Below are 25,352 nucleotides of genomic sequence, written 5' to 3' on the forward strand. Positions count from 1 at the left end.
GATGGCAAGTACTGGAGCAACCCCGATCCTGGAACTGACCGGCATCGGCAAGGAGTTCGGCGCGATCCGCGCGCTGCACGGCGTCGACATGCACGTGCACCCCGGCGAAGTGGTCGGCCTGATGGGCGACAACGGCGCCGGCAAGTCGACGCTGGTGAAGATCATCGCCGGAAATTTTCGCCCCACCCATGGCGAGGTCCGTTTCGACGGCAATGCGGTCCATTTCTACCGGCCCATCGATGCCCGCGCGGTCGGGATCGAGGTCGTCTATCAGGATCTCGCGCTCGCCGATAACCTCACGGCCGCAGCCAACGTGTTTCTGGGCCGCGAGCTCACGCGCAAGTTCGGGCCGATCGCGCTGCTCGATCACAAGGCGATGGCGTCGCGCGCGCTGAAGCTGTTCGGCGAATTGCGCTCGGAGACGCGGCCGCACGATCTCGTCAAGCAGATGTCCGGCGGCCAGCGTCAGGCCGTCGCGATCGCGCGTACCAGGCTTTCCAACGCAAAGCTCGTGATGATGGACGAGCCGACGGCGGCGATCTCGGTGCGCCAGGTCGAGCAGGTGCTGAGCCTGATCCATCGTCTGAAGGAGCAGGGCGTTGCCGTCATGCTGATCTCGCACCGCATGCCCGACGTGTTTGCCGTCTGCGACCGTGTCGTCGTCATGCGCCGCGGCGAGAAGCGGGCGGACAAGGCGATCCATGACACATCCCCTGAAGAGGTCACGGCCCTCATCACCGGCGCGAAGGAGGCTGCATGATGACCCTGCCCCTGGAAAATCCGATCAGCTTCACCAATATCGGCCGCATCAGATGGTGGCAGCGCGGCATCTTCGCGTCGCAGACCGGCTACGTCCTGCTGGCGCTGCTGGCGCTGCTGGTGGTGATGCATTTCGCCAGCCCGTATTTCTTCACCCAGGGCAATATGCAGAACGTGGCGAAGAACTTTTCCTTCATCGCCATCGCCACGCTCGGCGTCACCTTCGTCATCATCACCGGCGGCATCGACCTCTCGGTCGGCTCGCTGATGTGCTTCGCCGCCATGATCACCTCGATGGTGATGTCGGGCCTTTCGACGCCGGGCATGCCCGGCGCGTCGCTGTTCGTGCACCTCGCCGCCGACGGCAAGACCGTGGTCGCCAACGTGCCCGGCCTGATCCTGGTCGTCTCGGTCGTCGCCGGGTTGGTGGTCTCGCTGCTCGTCGGCCTCGTCAACGGCTTCTGCATCGCGGTGCTCGGGCTGTCGCCCTTCGTCACCACGCTCGGCATGCTCTCGATCGTGCGCGGCCTCGGCTATGTCGTCTCCAACGGCCGCGGCAGCTTTCCCGGCGGGCCGGACGCCGATTATTTCTATGCGCTGACCTCGGGTGATGTGCTCGGCGTGCCGGCGCCGTTCATCTATCTCGTAATCCTCGCGGCCGTGATGGCGGTCGTGCTGCATCATACGAGCTTCGGCCGTCACGTCTTCGCGCTCGGCGGCAATGAGAAGGCCGCGGAGTTGACCGGCATCCCGGTCGTGCGGGTGAAGATCGAGGTCTATGTAATCTGCGCGCTCGCGGCAGGTCTCCAGGGCATCATCATCTCCGGCTGGCTGGGATCCGCGCCCGCGAACATGGCGACGTCCTACGAACTCAACGTCATCGCCGCCGCCGTCATCGGCGGCGCCAATCTCGCCGGCGGCCTCGGCGGCCCGCTTGGGGCCATCGTCGGCTGCGTGCTGCTGGAGGTGATCCGCAACGGCCTCGTGCTCGCGCAGGTCAACTCCTACTGGCAGCAGACGCTGGTCGGCGTGATCATCATCCTTGCCGTGCTGGTCGACCGTATCCGCTCGCGCATGACTTAACGAGTTACTCCGGAAGGACAACGAAAGATCGTCTATCCGCCTGCCGGAGCATCACATCACAAAAGGATAGGCAACAAAGTGTGGAGGGAAAGCAAAATGAAGAAGCTTCTGTTGGCCGGCGTGACCATCGCGATGATGGCGACCCCGGCATTCGCGCAGACCTACAAGTTCGCCATCGTGCCCAAGGCGATGAACAATCCGTTCTTCGACGTGGCGCGTGACGGCTGCCTGAAGCGGGCCAAGGAACTCGGCAACGTCGAGTGCATCTACAAGGGGCCGGTCGAGCATGAACCGGCAACGCAGGCGCAGATCATCCAGGACTTCGTCACGCAGAAGGTGGATGGGCTCGCGATCTCGGTTGCCGACGTCGCGGCGATGACCAAGTCGATCGAGGCTGCGACGGCGGCCGGCATTCCGGTGATCACGTTCGACGCGGATGCGCCGGGCTCCAAGCGCATCGCTTATATCGGCACCAACAATAAGGACTTCGGTCTCGCGCTCGGCAAGCAATTGGCCCAGCTCAGGCCCGAAGGCGGCAAATATGCGATCATCTCCGGCGGTCCCGGCGCCAAGAACCTCGCCGAGCGCGTCGACGGCGTCCGTGAGTCGCTGAAGGGCACGAAGTGGGTCGAGGTTCAGGGCTCGCCGACCTTCTGCAACGACGATCCCGCGCTCGCGATCCAGCAGATGGCAGACTTGCGCACCGCGACGCCGGATCTCGGCGCCATCGTGCCGATCGGCGGCTGGCCGATGTTCGCGCCCGAAGGCTACAAGGCCTTCGTCAACAAGAACAAGAAGGATATCGATGCCGGCAAGTTCACGCTCGTCGTCGCCGACACGCTGAAGATGCAGCTCGAGCTGCTGCGTGACGGATACTCCAACGCGCTCACCGGCCAGCGTCCGTTCGAAATGGGCGAGAAGTCGATGGACACCCTGCTGGCGATTAAGAAGGGCCAGAAGGTTCCGGAAGTGATCTATACCGGCCTCGACCTGGTGACGAAGGACAACGTCGCTCAACTGCTAAAGTAGGAGCGCCGCCAGCCCCGCGCTCCTGCCTGTCTCTCCCGCTTGCGGATTTCGCAAGCGGGAGAGATCAATCGGAAGCTGGAAGGAATGGGAATGGAACGGTCGCGGCTCGGCACGTTTGACGTGACATCAATCGGTCTCGGCACGGCACCTCTCGGCGGACTGTTCGCCCCCGTCAGCGATGCCGACGCGGAAGCGACGATCGAACGCGCCTGGTCGGCCGGAATCCGTTTCTACGATACCGCCCCGCTCTACGGCTTTGGCCTGGCGGAGCGGCGGCTTGGCGCTTTCCTGCGGCAGCAGCCACGCGAATCCTACGCCGTCTCGACCAAGGTCGGCCGGTTGCTGCGCGCGCCGGACGGCCCGGCGGCCGAGGATGACCATTACAAGGGCACGCCGCGCGAGCGGCCGGTGTTCGACTTCAGCCATGACGGCGTGATGCGGTCGGTGGAGGAGAGCCTGGCGCGGCTCGGGCTCGACCGCGTCGATGTCCTGCTCGTGCATGATCCCGACGATCACTATGACGCCGCTGTCGCCGGCGCCTTCCGTGCACTCCAGCGCCTGCGTTCCGACGGCACGGTCAAGGCGATCGGCGCCGGCATGAACCAGTCGGAGATGCTGGTCCGGTTCGCCGAGGCCGTGCCGGTCGATTGCTTCCTGCTCGCCGGCCGCTACACCCTGCTCGACCAGGGCGCGCTGGATGCGCTGTTTCCGGTCTGCGCCACGAAAAACATCGGTATCCTGCTCGGCGGCATCTACAACAGCGGCATCCTCGCCAATCCCGGTGCCGGCGCGAAGTTCAACTATCAGGACGCCGATGCGGGGCTCGTTGCGCGGGCGCGTGAGCTCGACGAGCTCTGCCGCAAGCACGGCACCGAGCTGAAAGCTGCAGCGCTGCAGTTCTGCATCGCCCATCCGGCGGTGACAGTTGCCGTGCTGGGCGCGCGCAACGCTGTCGAAGTGGCCGACAACATCGCGATGTCGCAGAGCGTGGTGCCGCCGGCCTTCTGGCAGGAGCTGCGCGCGCGAAAGCTGGTCGACGCGCGGGCCCCGTTGCCGGGCGGAGCGTAAGCCATGATCATCGACGGCCATCAGCATTTCTGGGATCCGGCGCGTGCCGACTATCCCTGGATGGACGCGCCTGAACTCGCGCCGATCCGCCGCGCCTTCACTCCGGCCGATCTCGCGCCGCTCTTGAAGGCGAACGGCGTCGACGCCAGCATCGTGGTGCAGTGTCGCTCCGCGCTGGCGGAGACCGAGGAATTTTTGCGCATCGCGCGCGACAGCCCTTTCGTCGTTGGCGTTGTCGGCTGGGTTGATCTGACTGACGGTTGGCTTGGCGAAACGCTGGACCGGCTGCGTGCTTCTCCCGGCGGGGACAAGCTGGTCGGCATCCGCCACCAGGTCCACGACGAGCCAGATCCTGATTGGCTGTTGCGCGAGGACGTCCAGCGTGGCCTCACCGCAGTGTTCGCCCATGATCTCGCCTACGATTTCCTGGTCCGCACTCCTGAGCTGCCCGCCGCGATCGCGACCGCGCAGGCGTTTCCGCACGCGCGCTTCGTGCTCGATCACGCCGCCAAGCCGCCGATCGCCGACGGCTGGAGCCCCGAATGGGCCGATCGCATCGCAGCGCTCGCCGCCTGCGGCAATGTCTGGTGCAAGATCTCAGGGCTGGCGACGGAAGCGGTTTGGAACGACTGGGACGCAGAGCGGCTGCTTCCATTCGTCGAGCACGTCGCAAAATGTTTTGGCGAGGATCGCCTGATCTTCGGCTCCGACTGGCCGGTGTGCTTGCTCGCGGGGAGTTACGGCGAGATCAAGAGCGCGCTGGAAGCGTGTCTGGCGAAACTTGGGCCGCAGGTGCGGGAGAAGGCGTTTGGGGTGAATGCGAAGGCCGCATATCGGTTGGTGGCTAGTTGAGGCTTGCCGCGCTCTTTCTTCCTTCTCCCCTTGTGAGAGAAGGTGGCGCAAAGCGCCGGATGAGGGGTTGCTTCCGCGAGTTCAGAACGCGCGAGGGGCATCTGCGGAGAGAACCCCTCACCCAACCGAGCCTGTGTCTACCGGCGTCGCTGCCCTCTCCCACAAGGGGAGAGGGCACAATAACGAGCGCATCCTCACACCCCAGCGGGCACTTGGTCCAGAAAGCCAACGATGCTCATGATGCGGCCGTCCTTCAGCACCGCGAAATCGGTGCCTTTGATCGGGCTGTCGATGCCATCGGGGCCAAGCCCCCACGAAAAACGAACATGGTCGCCGTAGCCGTTGGGCTCGCCGATCAGCTTGAACTTGAATTCGGGAAAGCGCTGCTGCACACCGGCGATCAATGCATCGATGCCGCCATGACCGCCGCCCTGCATCAGGGGATCGACGTAGCTTGCATCCGCCGTCCAGTTCTCGCTGAGCAGCTTGCGGCGACGGCCTGCGGTGCGCTCGTTCCAGAGATCGATATAGCGGCGGGCGACGGTGATGGGGTCGGTCATGGTGTTCTCCTTCGATGGCGCCGTCTTATTCGGCTGTCCCTGACTATCGAAGGTTCGCGCGCGCCGATCGATTACCTCGGAGGTCATGATCCGGAAGTGTGAAGTGGCTTTCCGGCAAGGTCATGCGCAAACAAACAACTGAAGCGCGATGATGCTTTCATCGCGCTTCAGGCGATCGCAAATCTTACGCGGCTATGATTTCGCCGCGACGACCATGATCTCGACGGTGTACTGCGGCGCTGCGAGCTTGGCTTCGACGGTGGCGCGCGCCGGGGTGTTGCCGGGCGAGACCCAGGCGTCCCACACCGCGTTCATCTCCTGGAACGTCTTCATGTCGGTGATGTAGATGGTGGCCGAGAGCAATTTGGACTTGTCGGTGCCGGCCTTGGCGAGATGGCCGTCGATGGTCGCCAGGATATCCTGGGTCTGCTTCGTGACGCTTTCGCCGGCGGCGTTGTTGGCGACGACACCGGCGAGATAGACGGTGTTGCCGTGCACGACAACCTGGCTCATGCGCGGGCCGGTTTCAAGGCGTTGAATGCTCATTGGGATCTCCTGTAAATGGCGGCCCTGTCTAGCGCAGTGCCCAGCGCTGTGCCACCCCAGGCACGCATGCATTGCCAGGCACGCATGCGTTGCCAGGCACGCATGCGGCGGTGCATGCGCAGCCTTACGGAAACCGGCTGAAAAACGTCCAGATCGTTTCGGCGCCGTCGATGTCGTTGTTCTGCGGCCCGAGCAGGCGTGCCGCGATCTTCGGGAAACGGGCATCCGGGGAGGAACCGGGCATGCGGTGGCCGCCATGGTTGATGCGATAGAGCACGACGTCGTGCCCGCTGGGACAGCGCGAGGAAATCCGCGTGACGGTGGACTGGTCCGCGGGCGCCTTGTCGGGCAGGTCGGTCACGTCGGCGTCTCCGGTCTCGCAGCCATTGAGCTTGCGCCAGAACGCCAGCGTCTCTTCGGTCGACCAGAACCCGTCTGCGGCATAGTAGCTCGATCCGCGTCCACCCTCGTAGGGGATTAGCGGGTCGGCCGTGCCGTTCATGAGCAGCATCGGCAGCGGCCGCGACGGATGGCAGGTAACGGCGGCTTCGTCGGTGAGATTCATGATCACGCTCGCGCCGGCCGCGAACAGATCGGCGCGCGCGCAAGCGAGCGTCATCGCCATCGCGCCGCCATTGGAAACGCCGGTGACGTAGACGCGCTTGGCATCGGCCGTGCCGTCGGCCACCAGCTTCTCGACGAGCTTGGCGATGAACGCGATGTCGTCGGTGCCGGGAGGCGGTCCGCGCAGCGCAGGTCCTGCCTTTGTTCTGGCATCGGCCCAGGCATTGTTGAGCCCGTCCGGAAACACCACGGCCAGGCCTTCGCGCTTTGCGACCTGCGGCCATGCCGTCCGCGCCACCATATCGGCGCCGCGCTGGGTCGTGCCGTGCAGCACGACCACGAGCGGTGCCGGCTTTTTCGCCGGCAGTTGCGCGCTGTAAGAGCGCTTCACGCCGCCGACGTCGATCGTGTCGGCGAATGCAGGCGGGGCGGCAGCCAATGCCGCAACCAGCGCCGCAATGCGCATCCAAGTCCGCACTAGACCACCGCTTTCGCCGCGGCGCGGCCCGCATTGCGGCCCGAGAACAGGCAGCCGCCGAGGAAGGTGCCTTCCAGCGAGCGATAGCCGTGCACGCCGCCGCCGCCGAAGCCGGCGGCTTCACCGACCGCGTAGAGCCCGGGGATGACTTTGCCCTCCTCGCCGAACACGCGCGAGTCGAGATCGGTCTCGAAGCCGCCCAGCGTCTTGCGGGTGAGGATGTTGAGCTTGACTGCGATCAGCGGACCATGCGCGGGATCGAGGATGCGGTGCGGGGAGGCGGTGCGGATCAGTCTGTCTCCGATGTAGCGCCGCGCATTGTGGATGTTCATCACCTGCGCATCCTTGACGTAAGGATTGCCGATCTCGCGGTCGCGCGCCTCGATCTGCATCCTCACCTCGTCAAGCCTGAGCAGGTCGTTGCCGGCGAGCTTGTTCATCGCGGCAACGAGATCCTCGAGCTTGTCGCGTACGATGAAGTCAGCACCGTGGCGCTTGAACGCCTCCACCGGCGCCGGCGCGCCCTTGTTGGTGGCCCGGCGCAAGGTCATGCGCCAGCTCTTGCCGGTGAGGTCGGGATTCTGCTCCGAGCCCGACAGCGCGAATTCTTTCTTGATGATGCTCTGCGTCAGGATGAACCAGGAATAATCGTAGCCGGTCGACATGATGTATTGGAGCTGGCCGAGCGTGTCCGAGCCGGGAAACAGCGGCGCCGGCAGCCGCGTGCCCGTCGCGTCGAACCACATCGAGGACGGGCCCGGCAGGATGCGGATGCCGTGGCGCGGCCAGATCGGCGACCAGTTCTGGATGCCCTCGACATAATGCCACATGCGGTCGCGGTTGATCAGCCGCGCGCCGATCGCCTCCGTGATCCCGATCATGCGGCCGTCGACATGTTCGGGCACGCCGGAGATCATGAATTTCGGCGGCTCGCCGAGCCGCTTCGGCCAGTTCTGCCGGACGAGATCATGGTTGCCGCCGATGCCGCCGGAGGCGACGACCACGGCCTGCGCCTTCAGCGCAAACTCGCCGACCGATTTGCGCGAGGAACTCTTGCCGCGTTCGACCTGATCGGCTGCGAGAATGACGCCGCTGATGCCATCCACCGTCCCGTTGGTGACGGAGAGCGCATCGACGCGGTGGCGGAACTTGAAAATCAGCCGGCCGCTGTGGACGGCTTCGCGCGCGCGGCGCTCGAACGGCTCGACGATGCCCGGGCCGGTGCCCCAGGTGACGTGAAAGCGCGGCACGGAATTGCCGTGGCCCATCGCATCATAGCCGCCGCGCTCGGCCCAGCCGACCACGGGAAAGATGCGATGGCCCATGGCGCGCAGCCAGGCGCGCTTTTCGCCGGCAGCAAACGCGACATAGGCTTCCGCCCACTGCCGCGGCCAGAAATCCTCGTCACGGTCGAAGCCGGCGGTGCCGAGCCAGTCCTGCATCGCCAGATCAAAGGAGTCCTTGATGCCGAGCCGGCGCTGCTCCGGCGAATCGACCAGGAACAATCCGCCGAACGACCAGAACGCCTGGCCGCCGAGCGACTGCTCGCCCTCCTGGTCGACCACGATCACGCGCTTGCCGGTATCGGCAATTTCGGTCGCGGCCACTAGGCCCGATAATCCGCTGCCGACGACGATGACGTCCGCCTGCTCAGTCATGAGTTCCCCCCTGTAGTTCCCCGGATTGAAGTCAGCGGTTGCAACTGAGATCAAGGGGCTGTCGCGTAAGACATCATTAACTTGTTCCAGTTTGGGACCCAACGCCTTTGGGACCAACGCCGCCGAGTGCAGCGCGGACGCAACACTGGACTTGAATTTGTTTTGAGCGAGCCGGCGTGCCTAGACAAAGCCGCGGTTACGACCGACGCTAGCGGTGCATCACCACCTGACACGCAGATTCGAACTCGACTGGGGCGGGGGACAATGAGGTTTCTGACGGGGTTGCTCGCGGCGGTCCTCCTGATCGCGGGCATGGGGGCTTCTCACGCGGTGGTTCGGATCGCGGACGACCGCGGCGGCCGGATTGGAACTTACGTCGACAAATACCAGGACCTGCGGCAATCCGGTGACACCGTCATCATCGACGGCCTCTGCGCATCCGCCTGTACCATCGTCCTCGGTGCCATCCCGCGCGACCGCATCTGCGTGACCTCGCACGCCATGCTCGGCTTCCACGCCGCCTGGGATTTCGGCAGCAACGGCCGGGCCATCACCAATGCCGAAGCGACCCAGATGCTCTACGCGATGTATCCGTCGCAGGTGAAACGCTGGATCATGCAGCGCGGCGGCCTCACCCCGCACATGCTCTTCCTCCGGGGCAAGCAGCTCCAGGCCATGTACAAGCCCTGCTACCTCGACGCGCAAGCCTCGGCCAACAGGCCTTTGCGCCGATCTGCTCAGCCAGCGGAAGAGTTGGAGTCGGCCCGCGGGCAGCTGCTGCACTGAACCTATCAAGCGCGACGTGATCTTTGGCCCGCCCGCGGCGCTTGCCCGTCGGCGGGTCAATGCCTATTTGAGAGCCAGGGAACGGGCGCTTTTGGCCCAATCGTTGTCATGGCTCAACCACTGAACCCCACCCATCCGTTACAGGACAATTCGCCCACTGCCGGCCGGACGTCGTCCGTGCTGCTGTTCGCCGGTGCAGTGATCGGTGGGCTTGCCGTGACCGGGGCGCTCGCACTGTGGTTCCACTACGGCACGCAAATGTTCTTCGAAATGATCAGGGCCGGCTTCGCCGCCTGCTTCTGATCCGCGACAGGAAGTCTTCCGCCCATGAGCTCCGCCACCCGTCCGCTGGTGATCGCGACCGCCTTCGCAGCAAGCCTCCTTGTCGGGCTCCTGATCATGTTCTGGGCCATGGGCGGGGTGAGCAAGGTGGCGCAGCCGGCCGCAATCGGCGGCCCGTTCCAGCTCACCGACCAGAACGGCAAGGTCGTCACCGACCAGAACCTCAAGGGCAAGCCGACCCTGATCTTCTTCGGCTACACCCATTGCCCCGACGTCTGCCCGACCTCGCTGTTCGAGATCTCGGAAGTGCTGCGCGCGATGGGCAAGGATGCCGACAAAGTCAACGCCATCTTCATCTCGGTCGATCCCGAGCGCGATACGCAGGCCGCGATGAAGGATTATCTCTCGAGCTTCGACCCGCATCTCGAGGGCCTGAGCGGGGATCCTACAGAGACCGCCAAGGTGATCACGTCCTACCGGGTCTACGCCAAGAAGGTCCCGACCAAGGACGGCGACTACACCATGGATCACACCGCGCTAACCTATCTGATGGACCGCGACGGCAGGTTCGTCTCGCCGTTCAACCTGAAGCGGAGCCCCGAAGAGGCGGCGATCGAGCTGAAGCGGTATCTATAGGGGCTTCTTTCGGGCGCACCAGCTTCCACATCGTCATGGCCGGGCTTGTCCCGGCCATCCACGTTCTTGGGATACGCGAGAATGTGCGTGGATGCCCGGGACAAGCCCGGGCATGACGGACGGCCGGAACTTTCGGCCGCAATCCCCGCTCGCGTTCCCGGCGGGATGGTCTATAAGGCCCTCCGATCCCAACGAAATCCGTTCATTTCCCGCCGATGGCCGCATCGCGACAGGTAAAATCGCTCCAAATCGTGCGCCGGGTCCTGTTGGGGCTGGCGGCTGGCGCTTGCCTGCTGGCGGGTCTGCCTGGCGCGATGGCCCAGATCCCGGCCAAGCCGGCGCCCGCTGCGCCTCAAGCCACGCCGCGGGTCGGTCCCCAAGCCGCCCCCCAGGCCGTGCCGGGCTTCTGGGACCCGCGGCGGCGCCCCGAGCGGCCGGACCTGTCGCGCCTGACCGTGATCCGCTTCCTGACCGAGACCGACTATCCGCCGTTCAACTACACCGGGGCCGATGGCAATCCGGCCGGCTTCAACGTCGATTTTGCTCGCGCGCTGTGCGAGGAGATCAAGGTCACCTGCACGGTGCAGATGCGCCGCTTCGAGACGCTGGTCGACGCGCTCGCCTCCAACCGGGGCGATGCCATCATCGCCTCGATGGCGGTGAGCCCGCAGCTCCGCGCCCGCGTCGATTTCACCGATCCCTACTACCGTGTGCCGGCGCGCTTCGCCTCGCGCAAGGATGCGGTGATGCCGGAGATCCGCCCCGAATACCTCGAAGGCAAGAAGGTCGGCGCCATCGCGGGCTCGGCGCATGAGGCGTATCTAAAGGCGATGTTCACCGACGCCGAGCTGCACCCCTATCCCAACGACGACGCCATGCGCAGCGCTTTACGCAAGGGCGAGGTCGATTTCATCTTCGGTGATGCGATCTCGCTGGCGTTCTGGATCAACGGCACCGATTCCGGTGATTGCTGCGCCTTCTCCGGCGGCCCCTTCGTCGAGAGCCGCTTCTTCGGAGAAGGCATCGGCATCGCCGTGCGCAAGGGCAACGACGTGCTGCGCCAGGCCCTGAACTGGGCGATGTTCCGCGTCTGGGAAAAAGGCCGCTATACCGATTTGTGGCTGCGGTATTTTTCGGTGAGTCCGTTCTAGCCTCACGCTCCGGCACCAATTCCTCATCCTGAGGAGCTTGCGAAGCAAGCGTCTCGAAGGATGAAGGCCCCGCTGGTGGCCTCGCCCTTCGAGACGCGCGCTGAAGAGCGCGCTCCTCAGGGTGAGGGTCTCGCAAAATTGCATTCTGCCGGGAAATCGCTATTTTCCGCGGCCCGGAGGCCCTTAATGTCTGTCATCGATCTCGCCGCGAGCCCGAGCGATCTGCGTGCGCTCGCCGAACAATCCAGCGCCTGGCCGTTCGAGCAGGCGAAGGCCATTGTCGCGCGGCTGAAAAAATCGCCCAAGGACGAGGTGCTGTTCGAGACCGGCTATGGCCCCTCGGGCCTGCCGCATATCGGCACCTTCGGCGAGGTCGCGCGCACCTCGATGGTGCGCCACGCCTTCCGCGTGCTGACCGAAGACAAGATCAAGACGCGCCTGCTCGCCTTCTCCGACGACATGGACGGCCTGCGCAAGGTGCCGGACAACGTGCCGAACAAGGACATGCTGGCGCAATATCTCGGCAAGCCGCTGACCGCCGTGCCGGACCCGTTCTCGAACGAACATCCCTCGTTCGGCGCCGCCAACAACGCGCGCCTGCGCGCCTTCCTCGATCATTTCGGCTTCGACTACGAATTCGCGAGCTCGACTGATTATTACAGATCAGGCCGCTTCGACGCGACACTGCTGAAGATGCTGGCCGCCTACGACCAGGTCATGGCGATCATCCTGCCGACGCTGGGGCCGGACCGCCGCGCGACCTATTCGCCGTTCCTCCCCATCAGCAAGACCACCGGCATCGTGCTCCAGGTGCCGATGATCCGCCGCGACGTCGCCGCCGGCACGATCACCTATGTCGACCCCGACACCGGCGAGGAGGTCGAAACGCCCGTCACCGGTGGCAACGTCAAGTGCCAGTGGAAGGCCGACTGGGCGATGCGCTGGGTCGCGCTCGGCGTCGACTACGAGATGGCCGGCAAGGACCTCATCGACTCCGTGAAGCTGTCCGGCGCGATCACGAAGGCGCTCGGCGGCACGCCGCCTGAAGGCTTCAATTACGAGCTCTTCCTCGACGAGAAGGGCCAGAAGATCTCGAAGTCGAAGGGCAACGGCCTCACCATCGACGAATGGCTGCGCTATGCCTCGCCGGAATCGCTGTCGCTGTTCATGTACCGCGAGCCGAAGGCGGCGAAGCGACTGTATTTCGACGTCATCCCGCGCAACGTCGACGACTACCAGCAGTTCATCGACGGCTTTGCCAAGCAGGATGGAAAGCAGCAGCTCGGCAATCCGGTCTGGCACATCCACAGCGGCCATCCGCCGAAGGGCGACATGCCCGTCACCTTCCAGCTGCTGCTGACGCTGGTGTCGTCGTCAAATGCGGAGAATGCTGAAACGCTGTGGGGCTTCATCGGCCGCTACCGCCCCGGCGTGTCGCCGCAGACGCATCCCAAGCTCGACGCAATAGTCGGCTATGCCATCAATTACTACCGCGATTTCGTGGCGCCGACCAAGCAGTTCCGCGAACCGACCGACACCGAGCGCGCCGCGCTGCAGGATCTGCGCGATGCGCTGTCGCAGCTGCCGCAAGACGCCTCTGCCGAAGAGATCCAGAACGTCGTCTACGAGATCGGCCGCCGCGAGCCGTTCCTCGATCCTGTCAAGAAGGGCAAGGACGGCCGCCCCGGTGTCACGCTGGACTGGTTCAACATGCTCTACCAGGTCCTGCTCGGCCAGGAGAAAGGCCCGCGCTTCGGCTCCTTCGTCGCGGTCTACGGCATCCAGAACGCGATCAACATGATTGACGGCGCGCTGGCGCGGAGCGCATGACCGACCTTGGGATGGGCGCGCGAGGCTAAAGCGGCTCGCCCGCCTTGGTCGTAAATCTGTAGGTCCCGTCCGGTCCGAGCACGGCGCGCATATCGACGTCGGGATAACTGATCTCGTCGTCCAGCGTGCGGTCGCCGATCACCAGCAGCTTGGCGTCCTGTCCCGTCCGGTTGACGAAGCGATGTGCGTCGCCGCTGCCGGCCGGAAAACCGGCGCACATCCCTGCCGTCAACACCTGCGTGCCGCAGTTGGTCTCGAGCACGACCTCGCCCTCGAGCACGAAGACGAATTCGTCCTGACGCGAATGCGCGTGGCGAAACGAGGATTGGCCGCCTGGAACGATGCGGGTCAGGTTGACGCCGAAGTTCTTCAGGCCCGCGTGGTCGCCGAGCCGGCGATTGTAGCGCGTCTGATTGGCGGCGCGGTGCACGGCCGGATAGCTCGTGAAATTGCTTTCGCTCACGTCGTCCGGATCGAATGCCGGACGTGTCAATTGGGATGATGTTGTCATTGCGCTTTCTTGGCCAGGCTGGCGATCGGCGTGCTGTCCGCCGCGCGCATCAGGGTCAGCAGCATGCGGCAGAGCGGCGTTGCGATGTGATGGCGTTCGCCGGCCGCGACAACGGCGCCGGTCAGCGCGTCGACTTCGGAGGTGCGTCCCGCCAGCCGGTCGAAATACATCGAGGTGCCGGCGTCCGGCGGGAAGGTCAGCAGCATCGCCCGCAGTTGCGAGGCCTCGTCGGCCGCGAGCTGCGCGCCGTCGGCGCGCGCGACCGCAGCCGCCTCTTCGAGGGCGCAGAGCACCAGCGCGCCCATGTCCTCGCGCCGGAATACGCCCTGGCGCTGGAGGGTGAGCGCAGTGATCGGATTGGCGACGGCGTTGAGCAGGAGCTTGCGCCAGGCGATGGTCTTGAAGTCGGGACTGAGCAGGATCCGCATCGCCGTGCCTTCGAGCAGATCCGCGAATGCGCGTCCGTCGGCATCGTCGCTGACCGCAAAATCGTAATCGCTGGCGCGGCGATAGCGGACATGGTCCGGCGCCAGCCGCTCGCCATTATAGTAGACGATGGTCGGCACGACGGTTGCGGGTCCGACAAGCGGCGCCAGCCGTTCAACATGCCCGATGCCGTTCTGCAGAACGGCGACACGCGTGTCGGGGTCGCAAAGCCGTTGCAGCCAGGGCGCGCTCGAGGCGGTGTCCTGCGCCTTGGTGCACAACAGCACCCAGTCCTGGGTCTCGGCCCGGGTCGGATCGGTCAGGACACGAAGCCGCGCCTCGATCGTGCGGTCTGGACGCTCAACGACCAGCCGTTCGATCCCGCGTCTCACGCAGGCGGTGACGTCGTGCCGGCCGGCCGCATCGAGCGAGCCGGCAATGATGCCGCCGATACTGCCGAGGCCGACAACGGCAACGCGACGGCGTCCAGACGTGGCATGATCGCTCAGGGACATCAACTGAACCTCCGAGATCGCTGTAGGGCCCGTATTCGCTGTCAGTATTGGCTGAAATTGCGGCGGGCCGTGGTTCAGCCAGTCCGCGCGGCCTGCGCATACTGCAACGGAGTGATGCCGTAGCAGCGGCGGAAATGCCTGTTGAGCGCTGCCTGGTCGCAGAAGCCCGCCGCCAGCGCGCTGTCCGCCAGCGAATGGCCCCGCCGCAGAAGGCGGCAGGCGGCGTTGAGCCTGACGTGAACGAGATAGGCGTGCGGGGTCAGCCCGACCGCGCGCTTGAACAGCCCGATCAATTGGAAGTTGGTGAGATCGGCGATACGGGCGAGGTCGTCCAGGCTCAGGTTTTCGGCGCAGCGCTCCCGCATCAACGCGATCAGCCGCATCGCGGCGGCGGCGTCTTGTCCCGCGGGAAGATTGCGGCGGTCGCCGCCGCTGCCATGGCGGCCGAACAGCCGGCCGAAGGCATCGATGACGAGCTCGTCGGCGAGGAGACTGTCCTGTTCGGTTTCGAGCGCCCGGTGGAGCCGGCCGAACCGCCCGATCAGGTCGCCGTCGTCGAGCATGCTCTCCGGGAAATGGGGCATGGTGTCGATGCCGAAGCGCCGGGCGAGATGGTCGATTGCTGGCTGCGCCAGATAGAAGGCGCGATAGCGCCAATTTTCGCTGTCGCCCATCCGCGCCGATTGCCGATCCCCGGGGTTGGATACGAACAGCGTGGCCGGGCCGACCTTGCGCGCCATGTTCCGGTTGCGGATTTCGGTGCCGCCGGCCTCGGTCACCGCGATCACGAAGGCATCATGGGTGTGGGTGCCGTAGTCGTGACGGCGGAAATCGGCGCGCAGCAGGCTCATGCCGGGAATTCGCCGGCTGTGCCAGTAGCTGGTGTGGTTTCCGGTGTCCCGGCGCGCCATCGAATGCTCGTGTTCCGTCGCCTACCCATCATGACGGCATGAGCGGTTCTGTGCGAGACGCAAAATCGGCATGGCGTTGCGGCAATTTCGGCCAATACCGTGTCCCTCCTTCTCCCTGAGAATTCGCGTTGCAGGGTTCTCGGAGGGAGCAAGAATTGATCGCCCGTATCTGGCGTGCAGCGGCCACGCGCGACAAAGCCGCCATGTATCAGCATCATTTCGCGATCGAGGTCGTTCCGCGTCTCAAGGCGATCGACGGCTTCTCCGGCGCGTCGCTGCTGCGGCGCGAGGTCAAGGGCGGTATTGAATTGCTGGCGCTGACCCTATGGCAGAGCCTCGACAGTATCCGTGCCTTCGCAGGTCCCGATCCCGAAAAGGCCATCGTCGATCCCGACGCGCAGGCCATGTTGACGGACTTCGATTCGACGGCTGCCAACTACGAGGTTGTCGTCGACATCCGGGACAACGGATGAAGCCGCCGGGGTTTCTCGATCAAATCGATCGCAACACGTAACGCCGGTTGTCCTTCTGCACCGGCCGCGCGTTCATGGGATAAAGTTTCGCGAAGGCGGCGATGTCTGCGGCCGACACCTGGATGGGATCGGTGAGCAGCAGCCATTCGACCACTTCCGAGCAGGGCGGCGTCGTCAGCGAGCCGGAATAGCGGAAGTAGCTGAGCTTTTGCGGCAGCATGGCGCCCGGATGGATGCTGCCGTCGGCCTTCACCGCAGGTCCTTCCGCGGCCGGCATGGTCTTGACGATCGTGTTGAAGCTCGCATTCGGCCTGCCTTCGGCCATCAGCACGCCGATCACGGCAAGCCCGCCGGCATCGTTGCGATGGACGAAGTGCGCCTCCATCGGAAAATTCTTGCCGCCGATCATGTGCTCGCTCGGCCGGTGGAAGTGCACTTGCAGCAGCTTGTACTTGACGTTGCCGAGCGTCAGCGTGCTTCCTTCCGCGAAATTGAGCTGGATCGTATGCCCGTTGTTGACGATGGTGTCGGCGCTCTTGGCCCAGTTCAGTTTCAGCGTCGGAAGTTGCGATTTGATCGTCGCCTCAATGTCGATCGGCGATTGTTGCAGGCCGACCGCGCAGGCCTTGTTGGCTGCGTCGAGATCGCCCCATTTGGCCGGGCCGCCCACGCCTTCATAGCTCCAATGCGCGGCTTCGGCGGCGAAGGCCGGCTTGCATAGCGGGCAAAGGGCGAGACCCGCGAGCGCCTTCAATGCATGACGGCGATTCATCATATTCCTCCTGAGATGCATTTGGCTTTCGCAATATCGGCGCAACCTAGGCGAAAGGGGGGTGTGTCGCAACGGCGATCGCGCCAAGACTCTATCGCGAATCTATCGCGCCGGAATCTACTGGCTCGCCCACGCGATTCGCGCGATCCAGGCGATATCGCCCGCCGCCATCGTCCGCCCAGCCTGCGCCGCATCGAGCGGCTGCAATTCCAGTGCTTTTGCCGTGCGGCGCTTCAGTGTCGCGACCGTCACCTCGCCGTCCCTGGTCTTTACCACCACGCGGTCGCCGTTGCGGACCGGCGTGCCCGGCGAAACCAGGATGACGTCGCCGTCGCGGTAGGCAGGCTGTAGCGCATCGCCGGAAATCTCCAGCGCAAAGGTGTGGCCGTCCTCGGCGGCGGGAAGCGCGATCTCGGCCCAGCCCTTGCCGCTGGGAAAGCCGGACTCGTCGAAAGAGCCGGTCGCGCCGGCCTGTGCGAAGGCGAGCAGCGGCACACAGCGGCGGTCACCGGCGTCGTCGCCGATCAGTTTCACGAAAGTCTCAATGGACGATTCGGCCGCGGCGAGCGCCTTGGCGATCGATTCGGTCGAGGGCCAGCGCTCGCGGCCGTCGGCGGTGACGCGCTTGGACCTATTGAAGGTGGTGGGATCGAGCCCGGCGCGCTTGGCAAGCCCGGACGGCGACAGCCCGGCGCGCGCCGCCAGCCGATCCAGCGCCCCCCAGACCTGATCGTGGGTTAGCATCCTCTGCGCTTTGGCCTGCCTGACCATGGAAGGTCCAGCCCGTCGCAACTCAGGAAAACTGTCCTTAAATCAACCGGTTTTCCGTTTTTCGTGCAAGGGGTGTGGCTAAGTCTTGAGTTCGCGAGGTGTGGCCTTTACGGTCGCGCGCGGGATTTGAAGACCCGTCAGAGACGAAAAACCCCAAAAGACTCAACGAGCTGACTCAACGGGCAAACAGGGCTCCGCAAGCGGTGGTCAAGATCTATAAAATCTGTCCGGCCTCGGCCTGGCGCGAGGCGGAACGGCAGGGCGTGTACCGGGGCAGCGCGGATGACACGCGCGATGGGTTCATCCATTTCTCGACCGCCGCCCAGGTTCCCGAGACCCTGCGAAAGCATTTCTTTGGCCAGCGGGCGCTGTTCCTGGTCGAGGTCGACGACGAGGCGCTCGGAGCCGGCTTGCGCTGGGAGCGCTCGCGCAATGACGAGCTGTTTCCGCATCTGTATGGCGAACTCGATCTCGGCGCGGTGATCTCCGTGACGAATCTCAACATGCGCTCTGACGGCAGCCACGACATTCCGGAGCTTCTGCCGTGATCCGCGCCTTCGATGCCTTTTCATTGCCGGTGCTGCGCTGGCTCGACCCGGAGGACGCGCATCGGCTCGCGATCCAGGGCCTGCGCTTCCTGCCGCCCGGCAAGCCGCGGCCGGACGATCCCAAGCTCGCGGTGCGCGCCTTCGGGCTCAACTTTCCCAATCCGATCGGCATGGCCGCTGGTTTCGACAAGAGCGCGGAGGTGCCGGATGCACTGCTGCGGCTCGGCTTCGGCTTCGTCGAGATCGGCTCGGTGACGCCGAAGCCGCAAAGTGGCAATCCGCGGCCGCGGCTGTTTCGCCTCGAGCGCGACGAGGCCGTCATCAACCGCATGGGCTTCAACAATGACGGCGCGGAGACGGCGCTTCGGCGGCTTGCCGCGCGCGCACAGCACGGCGGCATCGTCGGCGTCAATGTCGGCGCCAACAAGGATTCGCCGGACCGCGTCGCCGATTACGTCAAGCTGATCGAGACTTTCGCGCCGGTGGCGAGCTATTTCACCGTCAACGTGTCGTCGCCCAACACGCCCGGCCTGCGCAATCTGCAGGAGGGCGCGCTGCTCGACGATCTCCTTGCAAAAGTCATCGATGCGCGCGAGCGGGTGCGCCAGAAGGCCGGCGACACGCCGGTACTGCTGAAGATCGCGCCGGATCTGAGCCTCGCCCAGCTCGACGACGTCGTGCAGGTCGCGCGCTCGCGGCGGGTCGACGGCATGATCGTGTCGAACACGACCATCGCACGGCCGAGCACGCTGCGCGAGGAGACGCGCGCGAAGGAGCAGGGCGGCCTGTCCGGGCGGCCGCTGTTCCGCCTGTCGACGCGCATGGTCGCGGAGACCTATGTGCGCGTCGAGGGCGCGTTCCCGCTGATCGGCGTCGGCGGAGTGGATTCGGGCGGCGCGGCGCTGACGAAGATCCGCGCTGGCGCGAGCCTGATTCAGCTTTATTCGTCGCTGATCTACAAGGGCCTCGGCCTCGTCGACGAGATCAAGCGCGACCTCACCTCGACGCTGCTGCGCACGGGACGGGATTCGCTGTCCGAGATCGTCGGCGCCGACGCTGCCACTTTGACGGCGGAAGACTGGCCGGGGATGTGAGGCGCACTTCGCCTCTCCCCGCCTGCGGGAATCCCCGTAGCCCGCAGGGCGATCGCATTTGGGCTGATCTTGTTGTGGCCGGTCCTTCGAGACGCCCGCCTAGGGGCGGGCCCTCAGGATGAGGATGGAGTGCGCGGCAGCGGTTTCAACGGGCACCGATGCCGCTCAGCCTCATCCTGAGGAGACCGCGGAGCGGTCGTCTCGAAGGACGAGGCGCGCGCTCAGGCCGCCCAAAAGGCCATATGCGATCGCCCTGCCGCCTGCGGGGATCCCCGTAGCCCGGATGGAGCGCAGCGCAATCCGGGAATCCGTCCGCGAATACGAACGTCCCGGATTACGCTGGCGCTCCATCCGGGCTACGATTTCGGAAACGTTAGCCTGAACAGCGCCGGAAAGCGCGCGCCCTGCAAGCCGCCGCGTGCGAGGTAGGACGCGATCAGCGCGCACCACAGCCCGACATTGCCGAACGATTGCAGCGCCCACCAGGTGATGAGGAAGATCGCGAGCGAGGCCAGCATCAGATTGCGCATCTCGCGCGCCCAGGTCGCGCCGACATAGATGCCGTCGAAACCGAAGGCGAACACGCCCGGCACCGGCGCGAGCACGATGAACGGCAGGAAATCGCGCGCTGCCCGGCGGACGTCGTCGCTTGCCGTCATGAAGTCGATCAGGTTTGGGCCGAACAGTGCGAACAGCACGGAGACGACCAGCGCGAAGCCTAGTCCCCACAGCAGCACCAGGCGGGTCGAATCCGCAAATCCCTTCGCGTCGCGCGCGCCAAAAGTGCGGCCGCAGAGCTGCTGGGCGGCGTTGGCAAGGCCGTCGAGGAAGAAGGCGCTGACCAGCAAAAAGTTATTGAGCACGGAATTTGCGGCCAGCGTGACGTCGCCGGCGCGCGCGCCCTTGGCGGTGAAGAACAGGAACACGGCGATCAGCGCCGCGGTGCGGATCATGATGTCGGAGTTCACCGCCAGCATCCGCATCAGTTTCTCACGGTCGAACAGGCGCGCGCGAGCAACAGCAAAACCACCGCCCGCGTAGCGGTGGCAGACGATCACGCCGAGCACGAAGCCGACCGCCTCGGACAGCAATGCTGCCATCGCCGCGCCTGCGATGCCGGTGTCATAGACCAGCACCAGCAGGATGGTCGCCACCATGTTGATGAGGTTGATCGCGACCTGGAGCAGCAGCGCCGGATTGGCCCGGGCTTGTCCGACCAGCCAGCCGAGGATGACGTAATTGGCGAAGGCGAATGGCGACGACCAGATCCGGATCATGAAATAGGTTTTCGCGGCGTGCGTGACCCCCTCGCTGCCGCCCATCAGGTCGAACAGCACGGCGGCCAGCGGCAATTGCAGCACGATCAGCGCGGCTCCGATCAGGCCTGCGACGATGAAGCCGCGCACGAGAATGGCGCTCAACTCCTGCGTCTGGCCGGCGCCCAGCGCCTGCGCGGTGAAGGCGAGCGTGCTCATGCGCAGGAAGCCGAACAGCCAGAACAGGCAGTCGAAGATGACGGAGGCCATCGCGACACCGCCGAGCAGTGCGGCGTCGTCGAGACGCCCGATCGTGGTGGTCGAGACCACGCCGATCAGCGGCGTGGTGAGGTTCGCGACCATCGCGGGACCCGCGATGGCGAACACCTCGCGGCTGCCGACCCTGGGATGAACGGGCGCGTGCATGTCAGACCACGAGCACCATGCCGTCTTCGGCGGTGAGATGCTGGATGGCGCCCAGGCGCGACAGAACGTCGTCGCTCATATGGGTGAGGACGAGGCGTTTTGCACCGATTGCTGGCAAATGCTGTTCCAAGGTCTTCAGGCTGAGATGGTTCTTGACCACCTTCTCGTACATATAGGCCTCGGCGATGAAAAGGTCCGCGCCATGCGCCAGCGGAATGAGCGTTTCCGTCCATTCGGTATCGGCGCTGTAGGCCAGCGTGCGGCCCTCGGCTTCGACACGGTAGGCCAGGAACGGCCCGCCGGATTCGCCGTGCACGACAGGGTAGGGCGTCACGGTCACCACGCCGAAATTGCAGCTCTGCTCCGGCGTCAGTTCAATGACGGAGAGGTCGAAGCGCGGCTTGGTTTTGGAGGAGTGCTCGAACAACGCCTCCATCACCTCACGCAGCCGCGTCTCGATACCTCGCGGGCCCGCGATGGTCAGCGGCCGCGTCCGCCGCGAGAATTGTGCATCGAGCAGGAAGAACGGCAGGCCGGCAAAATGGTCGCCATGGAAGTGCGTGATGAGGATCAGGTCGATCGCATCGAGGTCGATCTCGAGCCGCTTCAGCGCCGGCAGAGCCGACGCGCCGCAATCGATCAGGAAATTGGCCTCGCTCCCCCAAACGTGGAAGCAGGTGTTGGACCTGCCGCCCGAGCCGAAGGCGTCGCCGCAGCCGACGAAACGCAGTTGCATCGGCTGCTCCCTAGAGCATGATCCGGAAAAGTGTGAAGCGGTTTTCCGACAAGATCATGCTCAAAAAAAACCTAGCGGCCGCGTGGCGTGCCGAACACGCGCATCAACAGCCAGATCGGGACCACGATGACGGCGCCGAGCAGGAAGTAGCGCCACAGCCAGTTGACGGCGTCGAAGCCGAGATCCCAGAGACGCTGGAACAGGAGGCGGATGCTGTAGATGATGTTCCAGGGATCGAAGCCGATCGCCGCCAGCACGACGCCGACCAGGATCGAGAGCAGGACCAGGCGAAACGCGACCGCCAACGGCGAGCCGCCGAGAAAGCGGTTCAGGCCATCACTGCGGCCGGCCGGCAAATCTCTGACGTCGTGGGCCATCGCAAAACTCCTTGGGCGGATTCGACCCCATTATAGGGCACGGCGAGGCACATGGGGAACCCGCAACGGGGCGTCAATCGGCTTACGGGATTTTAATTCGGGCAGCGCGCCAGAGCTTCGATTTGGGACCGCGTCGCTCGCGGCGGGCTCCGTAACCTCTCCCGCTTGCGGGAGAGGTCTCGCCGAAGGCGCGGGTGAGGGCTCTCGCCTCTTGGGAGTCCCAATGCGGACACACCCTCACCCCGGCCCTCTCCCGCAAGCGGGAGAGGGGGCGCACCTTCGCCTTGGCGACAATCGAGCCTCATCTCGGCACGCTTCAGGCCTCAAGCTCCGCAGCGTCCGCCTTCAGCATCTTTTCCAGCGTTTCCAGCCGGTCCGCCTCCCGCGGCGGCTTGTCCCAGCGCAGCCGGCTGATGCGGGGAAAGCGCATGGCGACCCCGGATTTGTGCCGCGGCGAGCGCTGCAGGCCCTCGAAGGCAACCTCCAGCACCAGCCCCTTGTCGGGCTCATGCACGACATGCCGGACCGGACCGAATTTTTCCGTGGTGTTACGGCGGACGAAGCGATCGATCTGGAGCAGCTCCTCGTCGGTGAAGCCGAAATAGGCTTTTCCGACCGGCACCAGCTCGTCGCTGGCCTCGCCCTCGGTCCAGACGCCGAACGTATAGTCGGAATAATAGGACGAGCGCTTGCCGTGGCCGCGCTGCGCGTACATCAGCACGGCGTCGATGATGTGGGGATCGCGCTTCCACTTCCACCACTGCCCCTTCGGCCGTCCCGGCAGATAAGGCGCGTCGCGCCGCTTCAGCATCACCCCTTCGACGGCGTCCGCATCCTCACCCGCACCGGCGCTGGCCGGATTGGCGCGCGCCGCCGTGAGCGCCCCCCAGTCCGCGAAGGGGACGGTCGGCGACAGGTCGATGCGGGGATCGTCGAGCTTGTTTACAAATGCCTCCAGCCGTTCGCGCCGCTCGGCAAAGGGTAATTCACGCAGATCGTTCTCGTCGTCGCCGAGCAGGTCATAGGCGCGCAGATGGATCGGAAACTCCTTGATCAGTTTTGGCGAGACGACCTTGCGGTTGAGGCGCTGCTGCAGAACGTTGAAGCTCTGCACGCGGCCCTCGCGCAGGATCAGAAGCTCGCCGTCGATCGCGCCGGGCAGGCGCAGCGACGGCACGAGATCCGGAAAGCTGCCCGTGATGTCCTCCCCGGTGCGCGAATAGAGCCGCGCCGTGATGTGGCCGCGATCGTCGCGGCCGGCAACCGCCTGCACGCGGATGCCGTCCCATTTCCACTCGGCGATGTAGTCGGCGGGATCGAGGTTTTGGAAATCGGTGTCCTCGATCGCATGCGCCAGCATCACCGGGCGGAACGGCGCCGGATCGCGGTTGACCGGCTTGTCGCCGCGGCCTTCCAGCCAGGCGAACAGGTCGAGATAGGGCGGAGAGAGGCCGGGCCAGATCAGCTCGATCTCATGCGGATCCTTGTCGCCGAGTGCTGCGGCCGCAGTTTTCGCCAGCCGCGCAGAAATGCCGATGCGCAAGGCACCAGTCACGAGCTTCAGCAGCGCCCAGCGCCCGGTCTCGTCGAGCTCGTCAAGCCAGCGTTCGAGCTGTCTTGGCAGCTCGGTCTTGCCGAGCGTGCGCAGTGTCGTGACGACCTCGGTGAGGGTTGGGGGAGGTGGGTAGTTGTGGTTGCGGGCCTGGGAAGACTCATTGCCATCTCGCCCGGAGTACCCCCCTCCCTGCCCCACAAGGGGGGAGGGAACGGAGAGGCTCGTGCGTCCATCACTTCTGAAATCGTTGTCAGTTGTCTTGTTTGTCCGTCGCCCAGCATCGCGCTGCGCTCCCTCCCCCCTTGTGGGGGAGGGCGGGGGAGAGGGGTGGCCCGGAAAAGATTGGTCGTTATCTGGCACGACCGTCTTCGGCCACATCAGCGCCACCGTCTCCGAGAGATCGCCGACGTAATCGTACGACAACCCGAACAGCACCGGATCGGTACGCGCCGCGATCAGGTCGCGGATCAGTGCCGGCTTGGCGTGCTTGAAGCTCAGTGCGCCGGTCAGCGCCGCTAGCGCATAGCCGCGGTCGGGATCGCCTACCTCGCGAAAATAGCTCGTGATCAGCCGCAGCTTGTTATTGCGGCCGGGTTCGTAAGCGAGACGGTCGAGGAGTTCGGCGAAGCGGTTCATGCCTCGGCCTCGTCGGCAAGCGGCGTCTCGCTCTCCTCCTCGTCGCCATAGCCGACGAGATCGAGTGGCTGTGCCTGCAAGCCGCGGCTCCTGCACCAATGCACCAGCGCATCCTCCTGGCCATGAGTGACCCAGACCTCGCCGGCGCCGGTCGCGGCGATGGTCGCTGTGAGGCCATCCCAATCGGCGTGATCGGAAATCACCAGCGGCAGCTCGACCCCCCGTTGTCGCGCCCGGGCGCGCACCCGCATCCAGCCGGAGGCGAACGCGGTCACCGGATCCGGAAACCGCCGCGTCCAGAGATCCGAGGTCGCCGACGGCGGCGCCAGCGTGATGGTGCCTGCGAGCGCCGCCTTCTTCACGCCTTTCACCGGCCGCAGCTCGCCGAGCGCGATCCCGCGGCTCTGGTAGTAGCGCGTGATCTTTTCCATCGCGCCATGCAGATAGATCGGTGCGTCATAGCCGGCCTGTCGCAGCAGCGCGATCACGCGCTGCGCCTTGCCGAGCGAATAGGCGCCGACCAGATGCGCGCGTTCCGGAAACAGTGCGACGGAGGCCAGCAACTTCTTCACTTCGTCGGCCGCATCGCCATGCCGAAACACCGGCAGCCCGAACGTCGCCTCGGTGATGAAGACGTCGCAGGGCACCAGCTCGAACGGCGCGCAGGTCGGGTCTGGCGCGTCCTTGTAGTCGCCGGAGGCGACGATGCAGGTATCCTTGCAGGTCACGGCAATTTGCGCCGAGCCGAGCACGTGCCCGGCGGGGTGGAATTTGACGCGGACGTCGCCGAGCCGGATCTCCTCGCCATACCGCATCGCTTGCGTCGAGCCGGCGAAATTCTCGCCATAGCGCAGCCGCATCATGTCCAGCGTTTCCTGCGTCGCCAGCACCGCGCCATGGCCGGCGCGGGCGTGGTCGGAGTGGCCGTGGGTAATCACGGCGCGCTCGACCGGGCGCACGGGGTCGATATGGAAGCCGCCCGGCTTGCAGCACAGGCCGGCGGCGACCGGCATCAGGATATCGCGCGGACGCATGGCTGTTATATAGGGAGCGCCGGACATGG

At 65.2% G+C, this 25,352-nt stretch carries 27 protein-coding genes; 13 read left to right on the forward strand and 14 right to left on the reverse strand.

Annotated features, from left to right (window positions below):
* Position 1: 1 nt before the first annotated feature.
* The 5 genes from GWG65_RS02080 to GWG65_RS02100 all read left to right on the forward strand — a co-directional run bounded on the left by GWG65_RS02080 (position 2) and on the right by GWG65_RS02100 (position 4,791).
* Positions 2 to 760, forward strand: coding sequence for an ATP-binding cassette domain-containing protein (locus GWG65_RS02080; protein ID WP_275193641.1), 759 nt, complete (start codon positions 2 to 4; stop codon positions 758 to 760).
* Positions 760 to 1,842, forward strand: a complete 1,083-nt coding sequence (locus GWG65_RS02085; protein ID WP_275193928.1) for an ABC transporter permease — start codon at positions 760 to 762, stop codon at positions 1,840 to 1,842. Before GWG65_RS02080 ends, GWG65_RS02085 begins: the two co-directional genes overlap by 1 nt.
* A 96-nt stretch (positions 1,843 to 1,938) precedes the next feature.
* Positions 1,939 to 2,871: a sugar-binding protein gene (locus tag GWG65_RS02090; protein WP_275193642.1), complete on the forward strand. Its 933-nt coding sequence runs from the start codon at positions 1,939 to 1,941 to the stop codon at positions 2,869 to 2,871.
* 90 nt (positions 2,872 to 2,961) lie between these two features.
* Positions 2,962 to 3,939: an aldo/keto reductase gene (locus GWG65_RS02095; RefSeq protein ID WP_275193643.1), complete on the forward strand. Its 978-nt coding sequence runs from the start codon at positions 2,962 to 2,964 to the stop codon at positions 3,937 to 3,939.
* A 3-nt stretch (positions 3,940 to 3,942) separates the two neighbouring features.
* On the forward strand, positions 3,943 to 4,791 hold the full coding sequence (locus GWG65_RS02100) for an amidohydrolase family protein (RefSeq protein ID WP_275193644.1): 849 nt from the start codon (positions 3,943 to 3,945) through the stop codon (positions 4,789 to 4,791).
* Between the two features lie 194 nt (positions 4,792 to 4,985).
* Here GWG65_RS02100 and GWG65_RS02105 read toward each other — a convergent pair whose 3' ends face one another.
* The 4 genes from GWG65_RS02105 to GWG65_RS02120 form a co-directional block, all read right to left on the reverse strand.
* Positions 4,986 to 5,351, reverse strand: coding sequence for a nuclear transport factor 2 family protein (locus tag GWG65_RS02105; protein WP_275193645.1), 366 nt, complete (start codon positions 5,349 to 5,351; stop codon positions 4,986 to 4,988).
* 192 nt (positions 5,352 to 5,543) lie between these two features.
* Positions 5,544 to 5,897: a RidA family protein gene (locus tag GWG65_RS02110; RefSeq protein WP_148740113.1), complete on the reverse strand. Its 354-nt coding sequence runs from the start codon at positions 5,895 to 5,897 to the stop codon at positions 5,544 to 5,546.
* A 124-nt stretch (positions 5,898 to 6,021) separates the two neighbouring features.
* Complete coding sequence (locus GWG65_RS02115) at positions 6,022 to 6,927, reverse strand: PHB depolymerase family esterase (protein WP_275193648.1); 906 nt, start codon at positions 6,925 to 6,927, stop codon at positions 6,022 to 6,024.
* Positions 6,928 to 6,938: 11 nt separating this feature from the next.
* Positions 6,939 to 8,597: an FAD-binding dehydrogenase gene (locus tag GWG65_RS02120; protein WP_275193649.1), complete on the reverse strand. Its 1,659-nt coding sequence runs from the start codon at positions 8,595 to 8,597 to the stop codon at positions 6,939 to 6,941.
* 264 nt (positions 8,598 to 8,861) lie between these two features.
* Between GWG65_RS02120 and GWG65_RS02125 the strand changes: the two genes are divergently transcribed.
* From GWG65_RS02125 to GWG65_RS02145, 5 genes are all read left to right on the forward strand, one after another.
* Positions 8,862 to 9,383: a hypothetical protein gene (locus GWG65_RS02125; RefSeq protein ID WP_275193650.1), complete on the forward strand. Its 522-nt coding sequence runs from the start codon at positions 8,862 to 8,864 to the stop codon at positions 9,381 to 9,383.
* 108 nt (positions 9,384 to 9,491) lie between these two features.
* Positions 9,492 to 9,686, forward strand: a complete 195-nt coding sequence (locus GWG65_RS02130; RefSeq protein WP_275193651.1) for a hypothetical protein — start codon at positions 9,492 to 9,494, stop codon at positions 9,684 to 9,686.
* A gap of 24 nt (positions 9,687 to 9,710) precedes the next feature.
* A complete protein-coding gene (locus GWG65_RS02135; protein ID WP_275193652.1) occupies positions 9,711 to 10,301 on the forward strand; it encodes an SCO family protein in 591 nt (196 codons plus the stop codon).
* A 215-nt stretch (positions 10,302 to 10,516) separates the two neighbouring features.
* Positions 10,517 to 11,452, forward strand: a complete 936-nt coding sequence (locus GWG65_RS02140) for a transporter substrate-binding domain-containing protein (protein WP_275193653.1) — start codon at positions 10,517 to 10,519, stop codon at positions 11,450 to 11,452.
* Positions 11,453 to 11,638: 186 nt separating this feature from the next.
* Positions 11,639 to 13,282: a lysine--tRNA ligase gene (locus tag GWG65_RS02145; RefSeq protein ID WP_275193654.1), complete on the forward strand. Its 1,644-nt coding sequence runs from the start codon at positions 11,639 to 11,641 to the stop codon at positions 13,280 to 13,282.
* Positions 13,283 to 13,307: 25 nt separating this feature from the next.
* Here the strand turns inward: GWG65_RS02145 and GWG65_RS02150 are convergent, their stop codons facing one another.
* From GWG65_RS02150 to GWG65_RS02160, 3 genes are all read right to left on the reverse strand, one after another.
* Positions 13,308 to 13,793 (reverse strand): cupin domain-containing protein, encoded by a 486-nt coding sequence (locus GWG65_RS02150; protein WP_275193655.1) that lies wholly within the window; start codon positions 13,791 to 13,793, stop codon positions 13,308 to 13,310.
* Complete coding sequence (locus GWG65_RS02155; protein WP_275193656.1) at positions 13,790 to 14,734, reverse strand: 2-dehydropantoate 2-reductase; 945 nt, start codon at positions 14,732 to 14,734, stop codon at positions 13,790 to 13,792. The genes GWG65_RS02150 and GWG65_RS02155 overlap by 4 nt, the downstream gene beginning before the upstream one ends.
* Before the next feature lie 74 nt (positions 14,735 to 14,808).
* On the reverse strand, positions 14,809 to 15,645 hold the full coding sequence (locus GWG65_RS02160) for an AraC family transcriptional regulator (RefSeq protein ID WP_275193657.1): 837 nt from the start codon (positions 15,643 to 15,645) through the stop codon (positions 14,809 to 14,811).
* A 155-nt stretch (positions 15,646 to 15,800) separates the two neighbouring features.
* On the opposite strand from GWG65_RS02160, the gene GWG65_RS02165 reads away from it, so the two are divergent.
* Positions 15,801 to 16,118: an antibiotic biosynthesis monooxygenase gene (locus tag GWG65_RS02165; RefSeq protein ID WP_275193658.1), complete on the forward strand. Its 318-nt coding sequence runs from the start codon at positions 15,801 to 15,803 to the stop codon at positions 16,116 to 16,118.
* Between the two features lie 19 nt (positions 16,119 to 16,137).
* On the opposite strand, the gene GWG65_RS02170 is transcribed toward GWG65_RS02165, so the two are convergent.
* Entirely contained in the window at positions 16,138 to 16,890 is a 753-nt protein-coding gene (locus GWG65_RS02170; protein ID WP_275193659.1) for a carbonic anhydrase family protein, read from the reverse strand.
* A gap of 117 nt (positions 16,891 to 17,007) precedes the next feature.
* A complete protein-coding gene (locus tag GWG65_RS02175; RefSeq protein WP_275193660.1) occupies positions 17,008 to 17,661 on the reverse strand; it encodes a helix-turn-helix transcriptional regulator in 654 nt (217 codons plus the stop codon).
* Positions 17,662 to 17,864: 203 nt separating this feature from the next.
* Between GWG65_RS02175 and GWG65_RS02180 the strand changes: the two genes are divergently transcribed.
* Positions 17,865 to 18,209 carry a DUF952 domain-containing protein gene (locus GWG65_RS02180; protein WP_275193662.1) on the forward strand — a complete coding sequence of 115 codons (345 nt, stop codon included), beginning with the start codon at positions 17,865 to 17,867 and terminating at the stop codon, positions 18,207 to 18,209.
* Positions 18,206 to 19,303, forward strand: coding sequence for a quinone-dependent dihydroorotate dehydrogenase (locus GWG65_RS02185; protein ID WP_275193664.1), 1,098 nt, complete (start codon positions 18,206 to 18,208; stop codon positions 19,301 to 19,303). The genes GWG65_RS02180 and GWG65_RS02185 overlap by 4 nt, the downstream gene beginning before the upstream one ends.
* Before the next feature lie 356 nt (positions 19,304 to 19,659).
* On the opposite strand, the gene GWG65_RS02190 is transcribed toward GWG65_RS02185, so the two are convergent.
* The 5 genes from GWG65_RS02190 to GWG65_RS02210 form a co-directional block, all read right to left on the reverse strand.
* Positions 19,660 to 20,985 carry an MATE family efflux transporter gene (locus GWG65_RS02190; protein WP_275193666.1) on the reverse strand — a complete coding sequence of 442 codons (1,326 nt, stop codon included), beginning with the start codon at positions 20,983 to 20,985 and terminating at the stop codon, positions 19,660 to 19,662.
* A 1-nt stretch (position 20,986) separates the two neighbouring features.
* Positions 20,987 to 21,721 (reverse strand): MBL fold metallo-hydrolase, encoded by a 735-nt coding sequence (locus GWG65_RS02195; RefSeq protein ID WP_275193668.1) that lies wholly within the window; start codon positions 21,719 to 21,721, stop codon positions 20,987 to 20,989.
* 71 nt (positions 21,722 to 21,792) lie between these two features.
* Positions 21,793 to 22,098 (reverse strand): DUF6460 domain-containing protein, encoded by a 306-nt coding sequence (locus GWG65_RS02200; protein ID WP_247389009.1) that lies wholly within the window; start codon positions 22,096 to 22,098, stop codon positions 21,793 to 21,795.
* 316 nt (positions 22,099 to 22,414) lie between these two features.
* Positions 22,415 to 24,289: an ATP-dependent DNA ligase gene (locus GWG65_RS02205; protein WP_275193672.1), complete on the reverse strand. Its 1,875-nt coding sequence runs from the start codon at positions 24,287 to 24,289 to the stop codon at positions 22,415 to 22,417.
* A complete protein-coding gene (locus GWG65_RS02210) occupies positions 24,286 to 25,323 on the reverse strand; it encodes a ligase-associated DNA damage response exonuclease (protein WP_275193929.1) in 1,038 nt (345 codons plus the stop codon). The genes GWG65_RS02205 and GWG65_RS02210 overlap by 4 nt, the downstream gene beginning before the upstream one ends.
* Positions 25,324 to 25,352: the final 29 nt, after the last annotated feature.

It is taken from the genome of Bradyrhizobium sp. CSA207, assembly GCF_029051685.1.
Lineage (GTDB): Bacteria > Pseudomonadota > Alphaproteobacteria > Rhizobiales > Xanthobacteraceae > Bradyrhizobium.